18 protein-coding genes are annotated in these 24214 nt (G+C 61.5%); 8 read left to right on the forward strand and 10 right to left on the reverse strand.

The window, feature by feature from the left end; all coding sequences use genetic code 11:
• Window positions 1–23 precede the first annotated feature (23 nt).
• Window positions 24–3122, reverse strand: coding sequence for an alpha-mannosidase (locus GGR30_RS02635; protein ID WP_183482177.1), 3099 nt, complete (start codon window positions 3120–3122; stop codon window positions 24–26).
• A gap of 156 nt (window positions 3123–3278) precedes the next feature.
• Here GGR30_RS02635 and pglB point away from each other — a divergent pair, with 156 nt between their 5' ends.
• The gene (gene pglB / locus GGR30_RS02640; protein ID WP_246413506.1) at window positions 3279–4598 is read left to right on the forward strand and encodes a polygalacturonase PglB; all 1320 of its coding nucleotides are present in this window, start codon (window positions 3279–3281) and stop codon (window positions 4596–4598) included.
• Between the two features lie 23 nt (window positions 4599–4621).
• Here pglB and GGR30_RS02645 read toward each other — a convergent pair whose 3' ends face one another.
• From GGR30_RS02645 to GGR30_RS02660, 4 genes are all read right to left on the reverse strand, one after another.
• Entirely contained in the window at window positions 4622–5719 is a 1098-nt protein-coding gene (locus tag GGR30_RS02645) for a CehA/McbA family metallohydrolase (protein WP_183482181.1), read from the reverse strand.
• Between the two features lie 296 nt (window positions 5720–6015).
• Window positions 6016–7287 (reverse strand): O-antigen ligase domain-containing protein, encoded by a 1272-nt coding sequence (locus GGR30_RS02650; RefSeq protein ID WP_183482183.1) that lies wholly within the window; start codon window positions 7285–7287, stop codon window positions 6016–6018.
• 1 nt (window position 7288) lies between these two features.
• On the reverse strand, window positions 7289–8833 hold the full coding sequence (locus tag GGR30_RS02655) for a GumC family protein (RefSeq protein WP_183482185.1): 1545 nt from the start codon (window positions 8831–8833) through the stop codon (window positions 7289–7291).
• A gap of 117 nt (window positions 8834–8950) precedes the next feature.
• Entirely contained in the window at window positions 8951–9565 is a 615-nt protein-coding gene (locus tag GGR30_RS02660) for a response regulator (protein ID WP_183482187.1), read from the reverse strand.
• Window positions 9566–9842: 277 nt separating this feature from the next.
• On the opposite strand from GGR30_RS02660, the gene GGR30_RS02665 reads away from it, so the two are divergent.
• From GGR30_RS02665 to GGR30_RS02675, 3 genes are all read left to right on the forward strand, one after another.
• The gene (locus GGR30_RS02665) at window positions 9843–11198 is read left to right on the forward strand and encodes a WecB/TagA/CpsF family glycosyltransferase (protein WP_210287905.1); all 1356 of its coding nucleotides are present in this window, start codon (window positions 9843–9845) and stop codon (window positions 11196–11198) included.
• A gap of 146 nt (window positions 11199–11344) precedes the next feature.
• Window positions 11345–11857 carry a putative pterin-binding protein gene (locus GGR30_RS02670; protein WP_183482192.1) on the forward strand — a complete coding sequence of 171 codons (513 nt, stop codon included), beginning with the start codon at window positions 11345–11347 and terminating at the stop codon, window positions 11855–11857.
• Window positions 11858–11861: 4 nt separating this feature from the next.
• Window positions 11862–14459: an ATP-binding protein gene (locus GGR30_RS02675; RefSeq protein ID WP_183482195.1), complete on the forward strand. Its 2598-nt coding sequence runs from the start codon at window positions 11862–11864 to the stop codon at window positions 14457–14459.
• Window positions 14460–14469: 10 nt separating this feature from the next.
• Here GGR30_RS02675 and GGR30_RS02680 read toward each other — a convergent pair whose 3' ends face one another.
• Window positions 14470–15684, reverse strand: a complete 1215-nt coding sequence (locus GGR30_RS02680; protein WP_210287907.1) for a polysaccharide biosynthesis/export family protein — start codon at window positions 15682–15684, stop codon at window positions 14470–14472.
• 230 nt (window positions 15685–15914) lie between these two features.
• Here GGR30_RS02680 and GGR30_RS02685 point away from each other — a divergent pair, with 230 nt between their 5' ends.
• The 4 genes from GGR30_RS02685 to GGR30_RS02700 are packed head-to-tail and all read left to right on the forward strand — an operon-like array spanning window position 15915 to window position 20172.
• Complete coding sequence (locus GGR30_RS02685) at window positions 15915–17186, forward strand: oligosaccharide flippase family protein (RefSeq protein WP_183482201.1); 1272 nt, start codon at window positions 15915–15917, stop codon at window positions 17184–17186.
• 2 nt (window positions 17187–17188) lie between these two features.
• Window positions 17189–18127, forward strand: a complete 939-nt coding sequence (locus GGR30_RS02690) for a glycosyltransferase family 2 protein (RefSeq protein WP_183482204.1) — start codon at window positions 17189–17191, stop codon at window positions 18125–18127.
• Between the two features lie 22 nt (window positions 18128–18149).
• The gene (locus tag GGR30_RS02695) at window positions 18150–19145 is read left to right on the forward strand and encodes a glycosyltransferase family 2 protein (RefSeq protein WP_183482207.1); all 996 of its coding nucleotides are present in this window, start codon (window positions 18150–18152) and stop codon (window positions 19143–19145) included.
• 19 nt (window positions 19146–19164) lie between these two features.
• Window positions 19165–20172, forward strand: a complete 1008-nt coding sequence (locus tag GGR30_RS02700) for a glycosyltransferase family 4 protein (RefSeq protein ID WP_183482210.1) — start codon at window positions 19165–19167, stop codon at window positions 20170–20172.
• Between the two features lie 102 nt (window positions 20173–20274).
• On the opposite strand, the gene GGR30_RS02705 is transcribed toward GGR30_RS02700, so the two are convergent.
• Genes GGR30_RS02705 through oppB form a run of 4 tightly spaced genes read right to left on the reverse strand, consistent with a single transcriptional unit; the run spans window position 20275 to window position 24165 of the window.
• Window positions 20275–21294, reverse strand: coding sequence for an oligopeptide/dipeptide ABC transporter ATP-binding protein (locus GGR30_RS02705; RefSeq protein ID WP_183482213.1), 1020 nt, complete (start codon window positions 21292–21294; stop codon window positions 20275–20277).
• Window positions 21291–22307 carry an oligopeptide/dipeptide ABC transporter ATP-binding protein gene (locus tag GGR30_RS02710; protein WP_183482216.1) on the reverse strand — a complete coding sequence of 339 codons (1017 nt, stop codon included), beginning with the start codon at window positions 22305–22307 and terminating at the stop codon, window positions 21291–21293. Before GGR30_RS02710 ends, GGR30_RS02705 begins: the two co-directional genes overlap by 4 nt.
• A 1-nt stretch (window position 22308) precedes the next feature.
• Window positions 22309–23235, reverse strand: a complete 927-nt coding sequence (locus GGR30_RS02715) for an ABC transporter permease subunit (RefSeq protein WP_183482219.1) — start codon at window positions 23233–23235, stop codon at window positions 22309–22311.
• Window positions 23236–23238: 3 nt separating this feature from the next.
• The gene (oppB, locus tag GGR30_RS02720) at window positions 23239–24165 is read right to left on the reverse strand and encodes an oligopeptide ABC transporter permease OppB (protein ID WP_183482222.1); all 927 of its coding nucleotides are present in this window, start codon (window positions 24163–24165) and stop codon (window positions 23239–23241) included.
• Window positions 24166–24214: the final 49 nt, after the last annotated feature.

A 24214-nucleotide genomic window follows, 5' to 3' on the forward strand; every position in this document is an offset into this window, starting at 1 on the left:
ACGCTTTGCTATCCGTCGGCCTATCACCTTCGCTCCAGTTTCAGCGTCTTGATCTCGAATGGTGCGAAATCCAGTTCCAGAATACCCGCTTCGGGGTGAAGGTCGACAACTGCCTCCTCCAGAAGATCGACTTCCCCCACCTTTCCGACGGCGGCATCGAAGGAAAGCCGCGCCGTCCGCCGCGCGCCGTTCCGCTCCCAAAGCCGCACCACCAGCCCGCCGCCATCCTCGGCGCGCTTGATCGTCTCGATAGCGATCCCCTCGCTTTCGATCGACAATGGCGAGGAAAGAGAGCCGCCAGAGCTCTCACCGCAGCCCGCAGCCGGCATGAATTCATGATTGAACGCCTCAGCGGCAACCGAAACCTGTCCCAGCCCCTCGTGCGGCATGATGGCGTAGCGAAAGCGATGCTCTCCCTGATCCGCGTCGGGCCAGGGATAGGTCGGTGAGCGCAACAGGGTCAGGCGGATCGTCGTGTCGCGCGCGTCATAGCCATACTTGCAGTCATTCAGGAACGCGACGCCGAAGCCGTCCTCGCCAAGAGACACCCACCGATGCATGGGGCTTTCGAAGCGCGCCTGATCCCAGCTCGTATTGGCGTGCGTGGGACGGGTGACGTGGCCGAACTGGATCTCGGCGTCGCAGTTCGCTGTCCTCACGCCAAGCGGAAATGCGGCCTTCACCATGGTGTTGTGCTCATGCCAGTCGATGAAGCAGTCAAATTCCAGCATACGCTCTTCCGCGCCAAGCGAGACGATCTCGACGATGCGCGAAGTCTCATAGCGCCAGACAAAACGCAGCGCCGCCCGATAGGGACCGGTCTCGACGATTTCGGCATTCTCCAGCCGGTCGATCTCGAAGACCTGATCCTCGAATGTGCGATCGATATCCCAGGCATCGAACTGTTCCGGGAGGTCGCGAAAAGCCTGCAGGCGATTGGCCGCACCGGAAAGACATTCGCGACCGCTTTTCTTGTCGATGAGAGAGACAAGACGCCCGCTGGTATCGAATTCGGCGCGAAGATGCGCGTTTTCGAGCCGGTCGGGAGCCACAGCAAGGCCGCCGTCGCCAGCCGCCCCATGCCGAGCCGGGCCGCACGCAAGGGCAATAGCGCCGAGACCCGGAACGGGACCGACTGGAACTGCCTGAAGAAGGGTTCCATCCGCAGCCATCACGGTTTGCGAACGCAGACCGCCAAACTCAAGCGGCGTCTCACCGGCGATCCTTGCCAGTCCGTCCCTCTGGCCAGCGAAGGGATTGACGACAAGAACCTCACCCTCACCCGCGATATTCGCCGCAAGGCTCTGCCGCAGAGCATCGGCTCTGGCAAAGAAGGTCGCGTAGTCCTCATCGCTGTCATCGTAGACAAGCCCGATCGAGGATCCGGGGAGTATGTCGTGAAACTGGTTGAGAAGCGCGATATCCCAGAGCGCCTGAAGTTCGGCCTCGGGATAATCGATACCGGCGAAAAACCACGCCAGGCTCGCAAGCGCCTCCAACTCCCGTAGCATGGCTTCCGCCCGCCGGTTATTGCGCTTCACCTTGGCAACGGAGGTGAAGGTGCCCCTGTGGAACTCAAGATAGAGTTCCCCGACCCAAACGGGGTAATCCTTCGGGTTTTCATGCATGCGTCCGACGATCCGCTCGAGCGCCGGCCCCATGAAGCCCTGCGATACGCGCGGGCAACCGGGAATGCCGCGTTCCATGCGGCGGATATGCTCCAGCATCTCGCGCGTCGGTCCGCCGCCGCCGTCCCCGAAGCCATAGACGAGAAACAATTCGTCATTGGTCTCCTTCTGGGCATAGCGCCGCCAGGCGCCCATCACGTGGCTTGCCTTCAGGTCCGGACAATAGGTGGTGCCGATCGAAGTGCTGTCGGCCGGCTGGGTGGTGAGGAAATAGGTCGGCGCGCGTGTGCCGTCGATTCCCTGCCAGAAGAAAACTTCGCCCGGCATGCGGTTGGTGTCGTTCCATGAGAGTTTGTGGGTAACGAAGACCGTCAGCCCGGCGAGCTTCATGACCTGCGGGATGGCGGCGGAATAGCCGAACGTATCGGGCAGCCACAGGATACGCGGCCGCACGCCGAATTTTTCGACATGATAGCGGACCCCGCGCAGAACGTGCCGAACCAGCGATTCGCCGGAGGTGATATTGGCATCGGGCTCCAGCCAGAGCGCGCCCTCGATCTCGAACCGGCTCTCGCTGTGCCGCTCCCTGATGCCGGCGAAAAGCGTCGGATAGTCCTGTTCCAGATAGTCGAGCAGCAGGCCCTGATTGTACATGAACCGGTATTCTGGATACTCGTCCATCAAAGAGAGCACCGTCGCCATCGAGCGCGCCATCTTCTGCCGCGTCTCGCGAATGCGCCAGAGCCATGCCACGTCTATATGCGTATGACCGGTGACCGTGATGTGCGGGGCGATCTCGGTATCGGCCGCCGCGTAGATCCGCGCGGCAACCGCGCCCGCCGCCTCAAGACTGTCCGCATAGCGCCTCGCGTCTCCGGCCCTGAAATCCACCGCGTTGATTGCCTGATAGACGGTCTTCACGATGAAGTCCCGTCGATGATCATTGACGTCGAGATGCCTGGCGACATCGAGCGGCGCCCTCAAGTCATAGTAAAGCGTCTCGGCCTGCCGATCGTGCACCAGCAACCTTCCGGCAAAGCCAAGCTGGCGGCGGTCCTCGATCGTGCCGGCCTCGACCATGATCTCGAAGCGCTCGCCGCTACGCGCCGACGGCGTCAGCAGGATTTCGCGATGATTATAGTCCGCGCCCTGGACGATTTCGCCGTTGATGCGCACGAGGCATTGCGGATCGGAACGACCCATCACCCGGCCGAACATCGCCTCGATGCCGAGATATAACCGTTTTCCCGCAAGACTTGCGGGAATCTGCACGCTGCCGCCAAACCAGAAATAGCTCTGCGGCTCGCCCCAGACCGTATCGGCCGTCACGGGCTCCCAGTCGGGATGCGGGCCCTCCAGCATCCGTGCACGCCTGGAAGGCGATGCCTGCATGAAACGGAAATCGACAGTGATCTCGGTTGGCGTGAAGATCCGCTTCGAAAGCTGTTCCACGAGATGGAAGATCTTTGAAAAATCGGCCAGCTTGTCCTCCATCGCGAGCCGAACAGTGAAATTATTTACACTGTTCGTTTAAACAAATTGAGATTTCTGGTGGATATCGTGGAGGAAAATTGCAAATTAATGCGTATATGTCCAGTTACGGCAAAAAAAGATCGCCTTAAATCATGAAATTTTTTTTGGAGTTTGGAATTGCGCGAAATCCGAATAGCTGCAGCCCAAGGCGATGCCACGGCCCGCATCCAAAGCGCCATTGACGGTGCGGCCGAGACGCCCGTCACCGTCATTCTCGAAACCGGCGTCCATTCGAGCGGCGGGCTGAGGCTGGCTTCGGATGTGGAACTGAGGTTTGAGGAAGGCGCCGAACTTCATTTCCTGCCCGATTATGAGGCTTATGCCGCAACCCCTGTGCGGGTCATTGCCGAAGAGAGCGACCGGGCCATGATTTCTGCCGAAGGCGCTTGCAACATCGCGATCACCGGCAAGGGCCGCATCTTCGGCGGAGGCGCGCATTTCTCGCTCGGCGAGGACACGGAGATGGGCACGCGCATTCCTGCGGCAAGCCGTCCCCGCCTGCTTGTTCTGGACGGCTGCGCAAATGTCACGCTCTCAGGCTTTGCCGCGATCCATTCCCCGATGTGGACGCTCCACGTCGTCAATTGCGCAGGGGTATCGATAGAGGGCGTCGCGGTCGACAATGATCTCAGCATGCCGAATACGGATGGCATCGTTATCGACGGCTGCCGTGACGTCACCGTTTCGGGCTGCAATATCTCGACGGCGGATGATGGCGTGGTGCTGAAAACCTCGCAACGGCCGGACGGCTCGGTCGTCGGCACATGCGAGCGGGTTGAAGTTTCCGGATGCCGCGTGCGCTCGCGCTCCTGTGCGCTCAAGATCGGGACCGAGTCCTTCGGCGACTTCCGCGATATCACGTTTGTGAGTTGCGACGTCGTGGACTCAAATCGCGGCCTCGGCATATTTTCGCGCGACGGCGGCGTGGTCGAAAATGTCCTCTTTCGCGACATCCGGATCGATTGCCGCGAAACGCCGGCCGGCTTCTGGGGTTCCGGCGAAGCGATCACGATCAATCTTGTCGACCGGCGACCGGAAAAAAGACCCGCCGGCCGGATCAGCGGCGTCGTGATCGAAAACATCTCCGGAACGATGGAGGGCGCGATCAATCTTTACGCCGAACATGCCGGCGGCATCGAGAATGTCGTTCTCGGAGAGATCTCCCTCAGCCAGAGGCCGGGCGCCTATGGCACGGCGCTCGCCTATGACCTGCGTCCAACGCCTGCCGACCTTGTGACCGCTCCCGGACAGGACGGCCGTGCCAATGCCTGGCGCAAGGGCGCGGATGGCCGCGTCATCGGCCTCATTGACTATCCCGGGGGCATGCCCGCCATCTTCGCGCGCAATGTCGAAGGCCTGAAACTCGAGGTCGTCGCGATTGAGCGGCCAGAGCCCCTGCCCCAAGGCTTCAACGTCAAGCCGGTCACGATCGGCTGACGGCTTGTCGTCCGATCCGGATGTCAGAAAGCCGGATCATAGTTGAAGTAGAGCGGATTGGAGATCGCGACCTTGTCTGCGGAAAGCGCCATGGAGCCGGGAACCTCAGCATAGGCCGCCTGCGGTCCATCCAGTTCGGCGCGATAGTAGCTGCGTTCTCCGGCTGCCGGGATATCGACGAAACATGCCGAGCGGGTCTCGGGATCGACGGGAAGCGTCGCGAAGGCTTCGCGGTTCTTGATGATGCGCACCGAATAGGTCGCGTTTTCCGGCCCGCCGTCGGAAAGACGAACCTCGAAAGACACCGGTTTGCCTCCGGCAATCGCATTGTCGCCCATCATCATCTCCGCATGACCATCTCCATCGGCATCGGCGACGAATTCGATGCGCGGGTTGAAGGGATTGGCGCAGACGCAGGCGCGCCCGGCCACAAGCGCCTCAAGCAGCGCGCCCTTGCTGCGGTTGCGGGCAAAGATCCAGGTCGTCGGCGTGCCGACATAATTCATCGTCGCCTCCGGCGTGAAGCGGGTAGCAAGCTCCGCACGCTCCGGAACGCCGTGATGGGCATCCGACCCGCCGCGCGCGCCGAGCATGCGCCCCGAAAGCAGCATGTTGTCCCAGACGCGAACATTGGCGGCATTCCTGGGCCACATCGGCCCGTTCCAGATCTCGATGGAGTCGGCAAGATCGAAGGAAAAGCCGTAATGATTGCTGGTGACCGGATGATTGGCCGACCAGTGCGCTCCTACCCGCTTCTTCAGCAATTGCAGGTCCCAGTCGCGATCATTGCGACGATCGAAGATCAACTGATGATCATAGGGCTCCGGGCTCAAGAGATTGACATGGCCACGCGGTGCGGTGAGTTCGGCGCCGTACAAGAGCAGGAGGCTGTCGGAACGATAGGCCGGATCCGACCAGGTATGACCGGCGACATCGCCACCAACATGCACGTCGTGATCGGTGATCGTCAGATAGTCGAATCCCAGCCTTTCGGCAAAGGCAATGATCTTTTCAACCGGATTGTTGCTCGAATCAGTGCTGTGCCGGGAATGAAGATGCCAGTCGCCTTTCAGCCAGACGCCCGATCCGGATTTCTCCCCATCTGAAGCCTTGGGAGCCATGCTCCATCTCCTCTCGTTCACTAACGTTCACCCGCCCGCGTCGCGGCTGACAGGCCACCCGAAACGCTCCCGGAATGCAAGCCTGTTGGCAGGGCACAGGCGAGTTTTCGACCATTCAGTGCGCTAGAGTCCGATTTCCGCGTGGAGAATCCATGCGAAGGTCCAGAGCATATCCTGATTGCGTCAAGCAGCGCCGGTGATGCAGCCGGATCGCCTTCGCGTTGTTTCAGACATGCCGGAACCGTGCCGCATCGTCGCTGTGCCGGGGCCGATCAACGGTTCTTCGGAGCGCGAACTCATGCAGATGCCTGCCGCATCTCGCGTGCGTGGATGCCGAGCATCATCAATGCAGGCCACAGAAGATAGGCCTCGATCTCGATATTCTCACCAAACGTCAGGACGATCATAACGAAGACGATCGAGAGCGGCAGGCGGCCGCGCGGATGGCGCACGCAATCGACCAGCACGATGAAGGTCTGTGCGAGAAGCGGGACCAGCATGGCCAGAAAGCCTGTCAGGCCTTTCACGAACAGCAGGCCATACCAGGTGTGATGGGTACCTATAGGCATGTATTCCACGATATGCGGCCCGGGCTGCACGGTGCCATGCCCGAACCAGTAGGCTTCCGACCAGCGTTCATAGGCGATGCGCTGCAGGGCCTCGCGCACGCGCGTGCTGTCGGCGCGAGCGTTCTTGAAAGCATAGATGCCACCCTGGATCATAGTGAATGCAGCGCCGCCGAAAATCGCCATCAGCGTCGCGAAGGCTGCCGCCATCCGCCATGCATAGACCTTGGCGACCAACGGCAGCATGCGCGGCCCGACGGTGCAGACCACGACTCCGACGAGGCTCATGCGCGATTTGGTCAGCACGATCATGGCAAGGCCGGCGACGATACCGCAGGTCTTCCAGAAAGGCTGCTTTTCTTCGAGCGCGAAGGCGACCATGACAATGCCAAGCAGGCCGGCAAAGGGCGACCAGGGCGCGTAGAACTGCCAGCGCGGCGTCCAGCTCGATGGATCGAGCGTGTAGAAATAGACCGAGAAATATTCAGGACCCGGACCGCCGACCGCTTTCAGCGGTGAGACGAAAATCCGCTCCGGCAGGCCGATATAGGGAGCGGCAAACATCACCGGCAACAGGATCAGCGTCCACAGTCCGACAACGCACTGACCACGCACGATCACCTCGCGACGGACCTGAAGAACAGCACCGGCCAGCGGAAAAAGCGCCAGCAGCGCCCAGCCCTTGGCCCAGCCGATGCTCGATTTGATGGTCTGCTTGAGGCCGAGACCCCACTGCAAATGCCCTCCCCAGAGCGCCACCAGCATGACCAGCATGCCCGCGACCCACAGCCAGACGACGAAGGGCACCGGCCCCGCCGGTCTCAGCGACGGCCTGAGCGCCGGCCCGAAATAGAGCGCGATCACGGCAAGCGCGAACAACGACCAGCCCAGAACCGGCCCGACCACGTAGAGCGCGCCGAAGGCATAGAAGAGCCAGGTGAAGACCAGAGTCTTGTAGACAATGGTCTCCGGGATGTTACGGGGCCTGAACGACTGGTTCATCTTAACTGCCTTCGGTAAAGAGACGAACGGCCCGGCCGAGGATCGGCTGACGGATCCAGGCGAGAAGCAGGCTGAAGAGCGCGAATGCGCTTCCGGCAATGCCGCCAGCAATGGCGATCTTGATGTTCGGCGAGGTCGGCGCGTAATCGATAGACGGAGCGCTGACGACCTGAACCATCGGATAGGACGCAAAGATATCCGACTTTGCGGTATTGATGCGGGCAAGCGCGGAGGCAAAGACAGCTTCGGCCACTTTGTATTCGCGCTTGAGCGCATCAAGTCTGGCGGCTGCATCCGAAAGGTTGCGAACCCGTGCTTCACCGCGCGCAAGCGTAGCCTGTTTCGCAGCGATTTCGGCCGAAAGGCCGCGGGCCTCGGCGTCAAGGGTCACCAGACTGGACAACAGTCCCGCCCGCTGACCATCGGCAAGCGCATCCACCTCGCCTGCCAGTTCCAGCGTATCGAATCCGGCCAGGATGACCCCACGGCTCGAAAGCCGGTCACGCAGTCCGCTGACGCGGTTGTTTGCGCCGACGATCTTGGGATGTTTCGGACCGAAATTGACCGCAAGCCTGGCAAGCTCGGCATTGTCGCGCGCCAGATTGTCGGCAAGCGTCACATATTGCGGGTCGGCGCGCAGCTTGAGGATGATGGCCGCAATCTCGGGCGTTGTTTCCAGCGTCCGGCTGAGGCTCCCGATCCGCTCATGCAGTTCGTCCAGTCTTGCCTCACTTGATGCGATCTCGAGTTGCAGGTCCTCATTGTCGGCGATGATCGCGTCATATTGTTCGTTGGACTTCAAACCGCTGTCATGCTGCAGGTCGGCGATCGCCTTGCGGGCATCGTCGACCTTGGCCTGATAGGCGTCGATCGCGTTGACCACCGAGCTTTCGCGGCGGAGGATTTCGTCGTTGCGCAGCGTATCGAGTTCAACCAGAAAGGCGTCCAGCAGCGCCTTGTTGCGATCGCGCGCTTCTTCCGGCGACGGGCCCTTGAGGGCAATCTGGATGAAGCTCGTCTGGTCGAGGAGCTTGATGCGCGGCTTGCCGAAAGCGGAGGATTCCTGGCCAAGCGCCTCCGCGGCGCGCTCAAGCACCTGCGGAGAAGACAGCAGGCTCTGATAGGTTACGGTCGGGCTGAGCGTCGAGCTGGAATAGGCCGAATTCGCCGACGACGACGCCTGGCCGATGTCGGAGAGGTTGATCGAGGTCGAAGCGCCGGCGCCCGGCAGGATCAGCGCCATATCCGAGGAAAAGGTCAGCGGCGCATAACGGACGTAGGAGATCACCGGCGCCCAGATAGCGGCAAGCATGATTGCGCCGAGCAGGATGTAGCGCGGCAGACGGCCGGAATCGTCCGGCTTGCCGCCGCTGGCAACGCGCCACAGGCTGACCCGGCCGCCACGGCTCAAGTGAAGAAAACGCGGAAGGTAGAAAAGGGTGCGCAAGGCCGCCTTCGCGCCCCGTCCCAGCCAGAAAACCGGCTTCAACAGGCGCGATACGCGGCCCGACTTGTACGCATTGCTTTCGAATTCGCTGGTCTTCATCAAACGGTCCCCCGGTTCGAGTTCGCGTTTTTTATAAAGACTGGCTGTCCTTTCGATCCGACACGATGGCACAGCGGCGCGCCCTTTCGCGACAACCGCTAGCCTTTCGGATAGTTCTCAGAACAAACCGGCATTCTTGGCAATCATCGCCGCCATGGTGCGGTTGCGCGCGTCGAGCTTGCGGCACAGTGTCTTGACGTGAAGCTTGACGGTAACCTCCTGCAGGTCGAGCGTCCGCGCGATCTCCTTGTTGGAATGACCTTCAACCAACCCCTTCAGCACTTCCATCTCGCGCCTGGTGAGCTTTTCCTCGAGCGGATGCGTGGTCTTTTCTTCCTTCTCGGTCATGAATTGGACCGGCGCATACTGCTCTCCCGCCGCCATGAACCGCACGGCGTGGATCAGCGATTTCGCCGGGAGGCTCTTCGGCAGAAAACCGGCGGCCCCGGAAGCGAGCGCCTCCTCCGCCACATCACGCGAGGCCGTGCCGGAGAGGATCGCGACCGGACTGCCGAAATTGAGGTCCTTTGCCTTTGCCAGCCCGTCGAGGCCGTTCATACCCGGCATGGAGTAATCGAGCAGAACCAGGTCGAAAGGGCCTTCCCTGTTCATAAGGTCGGCGGCGCCTTCAAAGTCCGCGGCCGCGGAGATGCGCAGTCCCGGTTCGTTCGACAGGAAGGCGCATATGGTGTCGCGCACCAGTTCGTGATCGTCCGCAATCAGTATCTTCATGAGCTTCCTCTTCTCATGATCATCGCCGCAAATTTCACCAATAACTCAAAAAGCGGTGCCTCGCCACCATCGCCAGGCGTGATTGTAACCTGAGGGACAGGCAGAAGCGCCGGGTCCTGCCCTTCGGATAGGCGCGCTATCCGAAAGCGGAGCATGACGTTTCGGCGGTGCAGATGCCTATTCTTCCAGAAGCCCGCCCTCGCCTTCCTCGATAAGGCGCGCGGCAAGCCCATTCGACATCTTCCTCCCAACAGCAACACGCATGATGGAGAGGCAGATGGCCGCTTTCAAAACAGTTTCCCTTTTCGGACTTCCGATTGTCAGCGCTTCGCAGCACGCGGCCGTCACCGGCCTGCTCGAAGCGCCTCAGGAAAAGCGCACCGCCGCATTCCTGAACGCCCATTGCATGAACACCCACAAGGATGATGCGTCCTATCGCTGGGCCGTGAGCAAGGCGGATTACCTCCTGCCCGACGGCTCCGGCATGAAACTTGCCGCCAGGCTGCAGAAAAAGAGTTTCGAGGCCAATCTCAATGGCACCGATCTCTTTGTACCCCTCTGCCAAGAAGCAGCACGGCTTGGCCGCTCGATCTTTTTCTTCGGCAGCCAGGATGGCGTGGCGGACGCTGCGGCCAACCGCGCCTGCGAACTCGCGCCCGGCCTGAAGATCGCCGGCACCCGCCACGGCTTTTTCGCCAAGGACGACGAGGCCGACATCATTGACGCGATCAACCGATCCGGCGCCGATATCGTGCTCGTCGCGCTCGGCGTGCCGCTTCAGGATGTCTGGATCGCCCGTAACCGCCACAAGCTGAATGCCGGCCTTGTCATGGGCGTCGGCGCGCAATTCGATTTCTTTTCCGGTCGCGTCACCCGTGCCCCCGTCATCTTCCGCAAGGCCGGATGCGAATGGGTCTGGCGCCTGATGATGGAGCCACGCCGGATGGCCAAGCGCTACCTTGTCGGCAATTTCCGTTTCGTCTTCAATGCCTGGCGCGAGGCCCGTGCCGTGCGTGCCGGCGCGCCGGCGGCAACGCCGGTGCGCGGCAAGCGTCTGCTCGATATCGCGGTTGCCTCTTCGGCGCTCCTTATGCTCTCTCCGCTGATGGCGAGCACAGCGCTCGCGGTTGCAGCGACATCGCGCGGTCCCGTGTTCTTCCGCCAGACCCGCATCGGCGAGAACGGCAAACCCTTCACCATGCTGAAGTTCCGCTCCATGTACCGCGATGCGGAAGCGCGGCGTGCGGCTCTGCTTGAGACCAGCGACCGCGAGGGCATCTGCTTCAAGTCGCGCACGGACCCTCGCATTACGCCGGTCGGTCGGATCATGCGCAGGCTCTCGATCGACGAACTGCCACAGATCATCAATGTGCTGAAAGGCGACATGTCGATCGTCGGACCGCGTCCGGCGCTGCCGCAGGAAGTCGCTGCCTATGCGCCGGAGGCCATGTCACGGCTGGGCGCGAAACCCGGAATCACCGGCCTCTGGCAGGTTTCCGGTCGCGCGGAGATCGGCTTCGACCGCATGCTGGAAATGGACAACGCCTATATTCGCTCGCGCAGCATCGTGCTGGATCTAACCATCATCGCGCTCACGGCGCGGGCGGTCTTCTCCGGGCGCGGAGCCTATTGAGACGCATTGATTGAGGATCGGCACAGGCGAAAACACCGCCGACCTATCCTTTCGTATAGTCCGGCAACCCATGTTTGCTCATTTCGGGCAGGGCATATCGGATAATATCCTGTCAATCCGCACGCCTTTCGAGAAGGTAGATGACCATGAACCGACAATTACTTCTTCTTTCCGCAGCAATCTCGTTCCTGTTTGCGGCATCCGTCTCCGCCGAGGGTTTGCCAGTGCCAGAAGGCAACGTCATATTGACGGTCTCCGGCAAGATCGGCGTTGCCAACAGCGCTGACGCTACCGCCTCCTTCGACCTTGCCATGCTGGACGCCATGCCTCAAACCAGCTTTGAGACGGCGACGATCTGGACCGAAGGCGTTGCTCGGTATTCGGGCGTCGAACTGGCTGTACTGCTCGATGCCGTCGACGCCGACGGCAGCCAATTGCTGATGACGGCGCTCAACGACTATGCGATCGAACTCCCTGCACGCGATGCAGTGCCCGGCGGACCCATTCTCGCAACGCGGGTTGACGGCAAGCCGCTGTCCGTGCGCGACAAGGGCCCGATCTGGGTGATCTATCCGTTCGATGACAAGCCCGCCTACAAGACAGAAGTGGTCTATTCGCGTAGCATATGGCAGTTGAAGTCGATCGAAGTGGAAGAATGACGGGATGCAACGACAGGCCGGCATAGGCACCGACGCCCGAAAGCCACGTGACTGGAAGGCCGTCTATGTCGCTGCCGGCCTTTTCCTGCTGGCGGTGATGCTCGTACTGAGTCTTCTCGCCGCACAGCTCATACAGGAGCTGTCCCGGCTCAGATCCGCTTCGACAGACAACGTCCAGTGGTCGATGGCGCAGACCCAGGTCGAACTGCTGGTGCTCGAGACCGCCGTCGACGACGCCATTCACAACGAAACGCCCGAAATGCTGGACGAGGTGCGCCAGCGTTTCGACATCTTCTATAGCCGTATCGACACGCTGCGGAGCGGTTCGGTCTTCAGCAACGTCACCCAGGAAGCGGAGACCCGGCAGATCCTCAACCGGATCATGGATACGCTCAACCGGGCTATACCTCTGATCGACGGCCCCGACAGCGCGCTTGGCGACGCCCTACCCGCGTTCGAAAAGACGCTCGGCTCAATGCGCCAGGATGTCCGGGAAATCACGCTTGCGGGCGTTCGCCTCCTGGCCGAGCAGTCCGATCAGGACAGGCAGGCATTCTCGAGCCTGCTTCTGCGCACCGGCCTCGTGACCGCGGGCGTCATGGCCGCCATGTTTCTTGCGCTGTTTCTCGCCGTCTGGCAGTTCCGCATCGCGCGGCTTCGAACCGAGGACCTGCAGACACAGAACCTGCTATACAAAAGTGCGATCAACGCCTCCCTGGAGGCTATCATCGTTTCCGACGAAAACGGCCGCATCCTCGATTTCAATCCCGCGGCCGAGCAATTGTTCGGCTACAAGCGCGAGCATGCCATCGGCGTCAACGCGGAAAAGCTCATCATTCCGAAGGAGGATCTGCAGCTTCACCGCGAGAGGCGCGTCCAGTTCATCGAGCAGTTCCATGGCAATGAAAGCAATCTTTCCGGGCGGCTGGAGATCAACGCCATGCGCGCCAGTGGCGAGGTTTTTCCGGCGGAGGTCTCCGTCGGCCTCACCCGGCGCGGCGAAGGCCGTATCATCGTCACCTATATGCGCGATATTTCCGAACGAAAACGCGCCCAGCAAAATCTGACGCAGGCCCGCGATGACGCGGTGGCGACGGCCAAGGCGAAATCCGACTTTCTCGCCGTGATGAGCCACGAAATGCGCACGCCGCTTAACGGCGTCATGGGCTTGCTCGACATGCTGAGCGAGACCCGGCTGACCCGCAAGCAGCGCGACTATGTCGAGACCGCCATTTCCTCGGGCGAAATCCTGCAGAACCATATCGACGACGTTCTCAATGTCACCCGCATCGAAGCGGGCGTAACGCGGCTCAACCCCGTCCGTTTCGAGATTGCGCCGCTTCTGACCGAGCTGAAGAAGATGAACGATCCGGCGGCGCGAAGGCGCGGCAACACGATCGAAACGGAAACCGCTGCGGGCGCAACGTTCTGCGACCAGGATCGTCACGGCCTGCGCCAGGTGCTGATCAACCTCGTCGGCAATGCCGTGAAATTCACCGAAAACGGAACCATCGTCCTCAAGGCAGCGCCCCATGGCGAAGACGGGTGGATCGAGTTTACCGTCAGCGATACCGGCATCGGAATCAGTCAGGAAGACGCCAGGCGGATCTTCGATGATTTCGTCATGCTCGACCCGTCCTATAAACGCACCGCCCCCGGCTCCGGCCTGGGGCTCGGGATTTCGCGCCGTCTCGTCGATCTGATGGGCGGCGAGATCGGGGTTGAAAGCGAACCCGGCAAGGGCAGCCGCTTCTATCTTCGCCTGCCGCCGCTGGAGGTATCGGAGCACAAGCCGGCTGAAGCCGAGCGCTCCGAAGCGGTCACTCCGGTCGTCGCACAGGCGAACCTTTCCGTCCTGCTCGTGGAGGACAATGAGACAAACCGCTTCGTCGCCCGCGAGATGCTGAAGAAACACGGCTGCCGGATTACCGAGGCCCATGACGGCATTGAAGGCGTGGAGAAGGCAGCGGGCGAGCGCTTCGATGTGATCTTCATGGATGTCAGCATGCCGCGTCTCGACGGGATTGGCGCGACACGGGCAATCCGCGAGAGCGAGGGGCTTTCCCGCGACACACCGATTATCGGCCTGACGGCACATGCGCTGCCCGACGAGCGACGCAGGCTCGAAGAAGCCGGCATGGTGGATTGTATCGTCAAGCCGCTCAGAAGCGCAAAGGTGCGCGAAGTCATAGGCGGGCTGTTGCTCGAAAGATCAGTTTCGAATGACAGTTCATCCGACACAGACGCGGCCGAAGACGATCCCGGCCTCATCGACCACGAGACATTGGCCGACCTGACGGAGGCGCTGCCGCCGGAGCTTTTCGAACGCCAACTTGGACGGTTCAAGACCGAACTGGCCGAATCGAGGGCGCGGTTCTGCGGCGCGGCCGATCAACCCGTCGATCTTGATGAGCTTGCAGCCTGCGCCCACAAAATGGCCGGCTCTGCTGCCGTTTTCGGTGCCATCGCCCTGCGTGTTGCACTGCTTGATGTCGAATCGGCGGCAAAACACGGCGCGCGCGAGCAACTTTCTCCCCTGTGCGACACCGCAAGCCAAACCGCGCAGAAGACGCTTCAAGCGCTTTCGGACCTCACAGCCTGACTGCAAGGGATCAGATGATCACCCCGAGCGCGCCGATGATACCGAGCTTGGTGGCGAGATCGGTGATGTTGATCACCGAGGAATCATAGCAGGCCAGCGCATCGCCCGGCATCAGATAGGGATCGAAATCGTCCCGGTCGCCGCGCCTGAGAAGCTCTTCCAGATTGCGCTCGATCACGATCGACTGTCCGGTAATGGGATTGCGCGTGAACAACACCGCCGAGCGGTTGGAATTGGTCAGCCGCGCACCGCCCACACAGTTAAGGCTGAAAACGGCCTGCAGGAAGCGCGTACCGTAACGAAGCTCAACCGTATCCTTCGAAATGGCGGCCTGCGCATTGGATGAGGCCGGCACCGCCAGGTTCGACATGAACACCTTGACGCCGGGCGGCGCGACGGCGGACGGCGCCATCAGCTCTTCCTGAAAACAGTGCCGGCTCGGGATCTCGATCTGGTCGCCTTCCAGAAGAACCGGATCGGGATAGGCATGCCCGGTGACCACCGGCCGCATGTCATAGGTCTTCTTGTGTCCGCCGCGCCAGACCGTGACGCGCGAAAGATCGGCATCCGGACGCACGCCGCCGGCAGACTGCAAAGCCCGCGCCAGGCGCCGCTCGCTGGTACGCCCGCCAAGGGTCTCCTGCCGCAGCCGGTCGAGCGATGTCGCCCCGACCGAGCCGATGGTGACCGACCCCGGCTCGAAAACCGCGCCCGCGACAAACACCCGCGCCGGCGCGAAGTCCATCACACGAATGGAGACCAAAGGCACCGTGTTATAGAGTCCTTCATCGATCAGCGCCCTGCGCACGCTTTCTTCGATGGAATCGACCGAGCGGCCCTTGGCGCTCACCGGCGGCACATACATCAAACGCAGCATGCCGTCCTGCGATACCTCGTACTTTCCGGAAATCTCGTCATCGTCGGAGATCGAGACCTCGATCAGATCGCCCGGCGACAGGATATCGATATCGGCCGGCACCATGCGACTGCCGGGCGGGCCGAGCTTCTGGTCGGGCGCACAGCGCTGGGCGTTCATCAGCACGGAGGATCTGTTGCGGCGCTCGGCCTCGTCATCGGACGTGGCGCGATATTGAGCCTGATAGCTCTCGCCTTCTTTGACGTTTTCTCTGTTTCCGATCGGCTCCAGCGACGCACAACCCTGCGCAAGGGCGAGGAGCGAGACGAGCGCGACCCGGCCAGAGGCCGATTTCAGACGGTTTTTCAAACGCTTTTGACCCATACTGCACCGCGGCTCTGTCACCTGGCCGCTGTCACGCCCACTAATCACACGGCCTGGCAGCCTGTCGCCTATACCAAAGGATAGAAGACAGAACCGAATGGGCGTTCCGATGACCTTCGGGAACCCCAAAGACCAGCCTCCTCTCATCTATAAACCTAACACAACGAAACCCGACGTCCACCGCTTGCAACACAAGGCCGGAAATCAAGATGTTCATGCTCAGACAGAAAATTGCTGACGCTGCCTCTTCGCCGCTCATCCGCGGCGCTTCGGCCTATCTCGCGTCGGAGGCTGCCGCGAAGGCCTCCCGACTCGCGGTCGTCGTCGCGATGGCCCGCTTCCTCTCCCCCCTGGAAATCGGCATCGCGGCGGCGGCCATGGCGGGCTCGGACATCCTGAAGTCGCTCGCGGAGAATGGCGTCGGCCAGCGCATCATCATCGCAAACGACAACGAACTCGACGCTGTCACCAAGCGCGCCCACCGGATCTTCTGGGTCTGGTGCACGGGCCTGACGCTTCTGCAAATCGCGGTCGGCGCCGGTGTCTGGCTTGCCGGCGGCAGCATCATGACTTTTGCGCTGATGGCGCTTCTCGGCCTAGAATACCTGTTCATGCCCGGCGGTCTGGTGCAGTGCGCGCTCGCCATGCGAAAGGGCATGCTGGCCAGCACGGCCGCTGTTTCCGGCGCGCAGAATGTCAGCGCCAATCTGCTGACCTGCGTGCTCGTGGCGCTCTTTCCGAGCCCGTTTTCCGTGGTCGTGCCGAAGCTGATCTCAGCGCCGGTCTGGCTGATCGGCATGCGTCGGCTGGTATCCTGGAAGCCTGCGCCGGACGTTGCCCCGGCCCCGCTTTCCGCCTTCGCCCGCTTCGGCGCATCCGTGCTCGGCATCGAATTCGTCAAGGCGCTGCGCGCGCAGGCCGACAAGCTGATTGTTGCCGCCTTTCTCGGGACCGAGGCGCTTGGCATCTACTTCTTCGCCTTCAATGCCGGGGTCGGCATTTCCACCTCGCTGGCAACCGCATTGTCGACGGTCCTGTTTCCGTATCTTTCGACCAGCGGCGACCGGGTTCTGGCGCTCAAGCGCGGTCTGACGCTCGCCATGACGGCAATCACCGCGGTCGCGGTCGCCCAGAGCATGGCAGCCTCGACCTATGTTTCGATCGTCTTCGGCGAAAAATGGGCATCCGTCGCGCCGCTCGTCGCAATTCTCTGCCTGACGGCGATCCCGAACATGCTGTGGTCAGTCACCGCCCAGTGGCTGCGCTCCGGCGGACGCGCCGATCGTGAACTGGTTCTCTCGCTGATTGCGGGCGCAATCATCACGGCGACGGCTGTTGTCGCGGCGCCCCACGGCCTGACGGCCCTTGCCTGGGCAACGCTTGGAGCCGCAACAATCGTCCAGAGCGCGATTTCTCTGCCCGTTCTTCTGCAGGCCTTCGGCGCCCGAAGCCTACTCCGTTGCAAACCTCTTTTTCAGGGAGCCTGACCATGCCCAGATTTTCGGTCATCATTCCTTGCTACAATGCCGCTTCCACCATTGCGGAAACACTGAACTCGGTCCTTGACCAGACCTTCTTCGATTTCGAGATCATCATCATCGATGATGGCTCCCATGACGAAACCGTCGCCATGGTCGAATGGTTCGCCGAGCGCAGCCGCCGCATCCGGATCGTGCGGCAGGCCAATGAAGGCCCGAGCATTGCCCGCAATCGCGGCGTCTTCAACTATGCCGAAGGCGAGCTCATCGCCTTTCTCGACGCCGATGACATCTGGCCGGCCGATCGGCTGAACATTCTCGATCAGCGGTTCTCCGAGGCAGATGCTCCGACCGTCGCTTATGGTCGCGTCGCCTTTTTCTCGGGCAAGGTTGGTGACATCGAGACCCACTCCACGGTCTCCGACAAGCCCCTGAAGGTCGCGGATCTGATTGCGGAAAACGAGACCTGCACGATGTCGAATATCGTCGTAGCCCGGGAAGCCTTCGTGGCCTCGGGCGGCTTCAACACATCGATCGTGCACGGAGAAGATGTCGAATGGCTGGTGCGGATGGCAGCCGAAGGTGCCCGAATCGAAGGCATCGAAGCGGTCCTGACCTGCTACCGGACCAACCGGAACGGCCTTTCGTCCGACCTTTCGGCCATGCGCTTCTCCTGGGAGACCGCGATGATGACCGCCCGACGCCTAAACGTGGCGCTGTCCAAGGGTGAAATCAACGCGGCCGAAGCGACGCATCTGCGCTACCTCGCCCGCCGGGCGCTGCGTCTCGAAAGCACCCGCGGCACGGCGCTGAAGCTTGCCGTGCAGGCGTTGCAGCGTAGCCCGCGCGCCTTTTTCAAACAGCCGCGGCGCGGCGTTCTTACGCTGTGCGCTGCAGTCCTCGAAGCCATATGCCCCGACGTCTGCCGGCGTCACCTGCGAAACCACTGATCTTGCACTGAAGGAAGTTGCCATGACAAACCAGTCTCCCGCCGCCAGCATCGTCGTTCCGGCCTACAACGCGGCAACGACCATTCGCGAAACGCTCAACGCGCTCGTCGACCAGACCTTTGCCGATTTCGAGATCATCGTGGTCGATGACGGCTCGAGCGACAGCACGGTCGCCATTGTCGAAAGCTATTCCGATCCGCGCATCCGACTGATCTCGCAAGCCAATCGTGGCCTGGCCGGCGCCCACAACACCGGTATCGCCGCGGCCAAGGGCGCCTATATCGGCTTTTGCGATGCAGACGATCTGTGGCTTCCCGAAAAGCTCGAACTGCATATCCGTCACCTCCGGGAAAACCCGGATGTCGGCATCAGCTTCGCGGGTTCCAGCCTGATCGATCGCGATGGCAAGTCGGTCGGCATCAACCAGTCGCCAAAGCTCACGAATATCACTGCCGCCGATGTGCTCTGCCGCAACCCGATCGGCAATGGTTCGGCCGCCGTCGTCCGGGCGGAAGCGCTCGCGAATTTCGGCTACCGCCCCGCAGGCGAAACCGAACGCGACTGGTGGTTCGACGAAAACTTCCGCCAGTCCGACGATATCGAAGGCTGGCTGCGTTTCATCGTCACCCAGGATTGGAAGATCGAAGGCATTCCCGGTCACCTGACGCTCTACCGCATTCATATCGGCGGGCTTTCGGCCAATGTCGAAAAGCAGTTTTCAACCTGGCTTGCCATGCGCGACAAGATTGCCCGCATCGCCCCCGATCTGATCGAACGGCACGGCGACCGCGCTGCCGCCTATCAGTTGCGTTACCTGGCCCGGCGTTGCGTTTCCATGCGCCAGGGCCGCGCGGCACTCGGCTATGCGCTGCGCTCGCTCAAGGCTTCGCGCCGTCCCTTCATCGAAGAGCCGGTAAAATCCGTCGTCACTCTTGCCGCAGCCGTCTTCATCGCGCTGGCCGGTGACGGCATCTACGGCCAGATCGAAAACCGCCTTCTCGGCGCCAGCAACGCCTGACCTCAAGGAGTCCCGACCAATGACCATCTACCACCTCGTCGATGATGCCGGTTTCGGCGGCGTCAACCGCATGCTCGATCACCTCACCCGTGCGCTCGGGCGCGAAGGCGAAAAGCACGAACTCGTGCGCGTCAAGCGCGGCCAGCTTTCGCCGCCGCGCATGGAAGGCGCCAGCCACATCATCTCCCACCTTTCTGCATGCTGGAAGAACATGCCGCTGATGACGGCCCTGCGCGCCCGTTATGCCGAAACGCCGCTCATTCATGTCGAGCACAGCTATTCGGAGCGCTTCGTCATGGCGCGCGTCGACAATCGCGACCGGTTCGACACCCTGCTTTCGGCGGCCTATGCGCTGTTCGACAAGGTCATCGCCGTCAGCGCCCAGCAGGGCCAGTGGCTTGCCCGCAAATATGTCAGCCGGAGCCGCCTGGCAGTCATCGAGCCCTGCGTTGCGCTTGACGACTTCTTCGCCCTGCCCGACCGGATCTCCGGGCGCAAGACCGTGATCGGCGCGATGGGCCGTTTCGACGCGCAGAAGGGTTTCGACATCCTCATCGAAGGTCTCCGCAAATCGAGGCGACAGGATATCGAAGTGCATTTCTACGGTCAGGGCAGCGAGGAAAGGCGGCTCAGAAAGCTTGCCGGCAATGATCCGCGCATCGTCTTCCACGGCTATGCGGCTAGTCCAGCGGCGGCCATGGCATCGTGCGATGTCATCGCCATGCCGTCGCGTTTCGAGCCCTATGGCCTCGTCGCCCTGGAGGCGATGGCGGCCGGCCGGCCGGTGATCGCGTCAGGTGCGGACGGACTGGCCGGGCACATCGAAAACGGCGCGGCCGGCGTCGGCGACAACACGCCCGATGGCTGGACCCGCTTATTCGATGAATTCGACATCAACGACTTTCGACGGGGCGCCGTATCCCGGAGAAAGCGGGCGAAGGAGGCAGAGCAGAAATTCGCAGACCGCTGGCTGCGATTGCTCGGCGACCTGACGGAACAACCCCACCAGTTCCAGATGGCTGCATAGAACCATCCACGCCTGTCTTGGGAACCCGCCGGCTTCTGCCGGCGGGTTCTTTCTTCAATCAGCCTTTTCGGACATGGCGGCGCGCTTGCCGAAAAGGCTGCACTACGCGCTCACAGTCTCTTTCGCCGGCCCCGGATGATGGCACGCAAAGCCGTGCTGGGCTCCCTTGTCAGGGTCGGATCGGAGCGCCGGCACCTCCTCGGCGCATATCGCCGTCGCCCGGGGACAACGGGTGCGGAAAACGCAGCCCGACGGGGGATTGAGCGGGCTCGGCAAATCGCCTTCAAGAGGCAACGCCTCCTTGTTGCGCTCGATCTCCGGATCTGGAATCGGCACGGCGGAAAGCAGTGCCTGCGTATAGGGATGCTGCGGCGAAGCATAAAGCTCGTCACTCGGCGCCACTTCCATAACACGACCGAGATAAAGCACCATGACGCGCGTCGAGATATGCTTCACCACCGACAGGTCATGGGCGATGAACATCAGTGCAAGGCCGAGTTCGCGCTGCAGCTCCATCAGCAGGTTGATGACCTGGGCCTGGATCGAAACATCGAGCGCCGATACGGGCTCATCGCAGATGATCAGCCTGGGCCGGACAATCAGGGCGCGGGCAATGCCGATGCGCTGACACTGGCCGCCGGAGAATTCATGCGGGTACCGGTTGATCTGGTTGGGCAGAAGCCCGACCCGGCTCATCATCTCCTGAACCCGCTCGCGCACTTCTTCCTTCGACATTCCCTTCTGATGGGTGATCAGCGGCTCCGCGATGATATCGCCGACCTTCATGCGCGGATTGAGGCTTGCCAGCGGGTCCTGAAAGATCATCTGGATATCGCTGCGATATCGCTGCATCGCGCGCGGCGAAAGCTCCAGCAGGTTCGTCTCGCCGTTCCAGAGCGCCGATCCGTTCGCCGGCACCATGCGGATGATGGCGCGGGCCAATGTCGACTTGCCGCAACCGGATTCTCCGACAATGCCCAGGGTTTCCCCGGGACGCAGCTCGAAGCTGACGCCATTGACCGCGCGCAGGGACAGAGGTTTCTCCCAGGGCATGCCGCCCGAACGGTGGATATCGAAGGTGACGCGGATGTCATCCGCTTTCAGGAGAACATCATCGGTCATTGCGCATCTCCTCTGGGCACATCTCCTTTGGTTTCAGCATCGCTGCCCGTCACCTCGGCAATGGGACGGTTGCAGGCGCGCAGTCGCCCCGGCTGAAATTCGGTCAGCGGATCGAGATGTTCCAGACAGTCCTCGCCGGCAAATCCACAGCGCGGCGCAAACGGACAGCCTTGCTGCAGGCGCGCCATGTTCGGCGGATTTCCGGGAATTGAGCGAAGCGTGTCTTCATTGCGGTCAACGCGCGGAATGGAACCGATAAGCCCACGCGTGTAAGGATGGGTCGCATTCTTGAAAAGCGCATCGACCGGCCCCTTTTCCATGACCTGTCCGCCATACATCACCATCGCCCGTTCAGCAGCACCGGCGACCACGCCGAGATCATGGGTAATCAGGATCAGCGCCATGCCGAAGTCACTCTGAAGTTCGGAGAGCAGACGCATGATCTGGGCCTGGACGGTCACGTCCAGCGCCGTCGTCGGCTCGTCCGCGATCAGCACTTCGGGGCGACAGAGAAGCGCCATGGCGATCATCACGCGCTGGCGCATGCCGCCGGAGAATTCATGCGGAAAAAGATTGATGCGCGACTGCGCATCGGGAATGCGCACGGCATCGAGCATGCGCACGCTTTCGGCGATGGCGGAGCGTTTCGACATGCCCTTGTGGAGCTGCAGAACTTCCGCCATCTGTTCTGAAACCCGCATGTAGGGGTTCAGCGAGGTCATCGGATCCTGAAAGATGATCGCCATGCGGTTGGCGCGGATGGGGTTGATGACCTTCGGCGGAGCATTGAGGATCTCGGTTCCATCAAACCGCACCGAGCCCGCAGCCTCACCATTGGCGGCGAGCAGGCCCATCATCGCGAAAACCGTCTGGCTCTTGCCCGACCCGCTCTCGCCGACGATTGCGAGCGTTTCGCCGCGATCAAGCGTGAAGTCGACGCCGCGCACGGCGAAGACGGGACCGGAATTGGTCGTGAACCGGATATCCAGGTCTGTAACTTCAAGAAGCGCCATGTCAGCGATCCTTCGGGTCTAGCGCATCGCGCAGGCCGTCGCCCAGAAAGAAGAACGAGAACAGCGTGACGATGAAGAAGAAGAGCGGGAAAATGAGCTGCCAGAGCGTACCATAATTCATTGTCGCAGCGCCTTCCGAGATCAGCGCGCCGAGGCTGGTCAGCGGCTCTTGAACGCCCAGACCGAGGAAGGAAATAAAGCTTTCCGACAGGATCATGCCGGGAACCAGAAGCGTCGCGTAGACGATGACGACGCCGAGAAGATTGGGCACGATATGACGGCGAATGATGGTGCCGGACGCCACGCCCGTCGCCCGCGCCGCCTCGACATATTCCCGCCCCTTGAGCGAAAGGGTCTGGCCGCGCACAATCCGGCTCATGTCGAGCCAGGACAGAAGGCCGATACCGACGAACAGCAGGACGATCGAGCGCCCGAACATGACCAGCAGCAGGATGAGCACGAACATGTAGGGAATGGCGAGCAGGATATCGACGGTGCGCATCATCAGATTGTCGACCCGCCCGCCGAGAAATCCCGAGGCCGCGCCATAGATCGTTCCGACGATGACGGCGATAGAGGCGCCGATGAGACCGACGGCCAACGATATCTGCGTGCCGAGCACCGTCCGGGCGAAGAGATCGCGGCCGAGATCGTCTGTCCCGAAAAAGTGACCGTTGGCGAATGAGGGCGCCCCCTCGCGCACGATGTCGCCCATCACCATGAAATCGATCTCGTCGATCGGCCAGCGGGCAATCAGCGGGCCGAAGGCTGCAAAGGCCATGACAAAGACCAGCAGACAGAGGCCGATCACGGCCTGCCTGTTCTTGAAGAACCGCACCCGGGCATCAGCCCAGGGAGAACGCCCCTTCTCCGCTTCGTCGGCCATGGCCTCCGAGAGGCTTTCCATTTTCCGTCTTTCGATCAGCATGGCTCAATACCTGATTTTCGGGTCGATCCAGGCGTAAAGGATATCGACGAAAAGATTGAAGGCGATGGTGAGCGAGCCGAGCAGCACGGTGATGCCCATCATGACGGCGTAATCACGGTTGAGAGCCGACTCGACGAAGAACTTGCCGATACCGCCGGTCGAAAAATACATGTCGATCACCACCGAACCGGTAATCATGCCGACAAAGGCCGGACCGAGATAGGAGATCACCGGCAGAAGCGACGGCTTCAGCGCATGTTTCATCACCACCCGTCGCATCGGCAGGCCCTTGGCCTTCGCCGTGCGGATATGATTGGAGTTGAGCACTTCCAGCATGGATGAACGCGTGATGCGGGCAAGCGACGCCATGTAGGATGTCGAAAGGGCAATCACCGGCATCACCATATAGGCCGGATGTCCGAGGCCCTCCCAGCCGCCGCCGGGCAACCAGCGCAGCCACAGCGTGAACACCAAGACAAGGATCGGGGCCATCACGAAATTCGGCAAGACCTGCGCGCCGACGGAAATGCCGACGGCCATGCTGTCAAGCCAGGTGTTGTGCCGCACCGCGGCGACCACGCCGAGGGTGACACCGACTAGGACTGCCACGATGGCCGACAGCAAACCGTAGGTCAGCGTCACCGGAAAACCCTGCGCTATGATGGAGTTGACCGTCTGGTCCGGATAGACGAATGACGGTCCGAAATCGAACCGCGAAACAATGCCCCAGACATAATCGATGAGCTGCTTCCAGAGCGGCTGGTCGAGCCCGTATTTCGCGTTGATATTCGCGAGGACCTGGGGCGGCAGCGCGCGCTCGGAGGAGAACGGGCCGCCGGGAGCAGCATGCATCAGAAAGAAGGAAAAGACGATCAGCAGAAGTATCGTCGGGATCGCCACAAACAGGCGTTTGATGATGTAACCGGTCATGTTCGGCTTGGCTTGGCCTTGTGCTCCAGTCCCTCACCCGATGCCTCGG

The organism is Martelella radicis, from assembly GCF_014196625.1.
GTDB lineage: Bacteria > Pseudomonadota > Alphaproteobacteria > Rhizobiales > Rhizobiaceae > Martelella > Martelella radicis.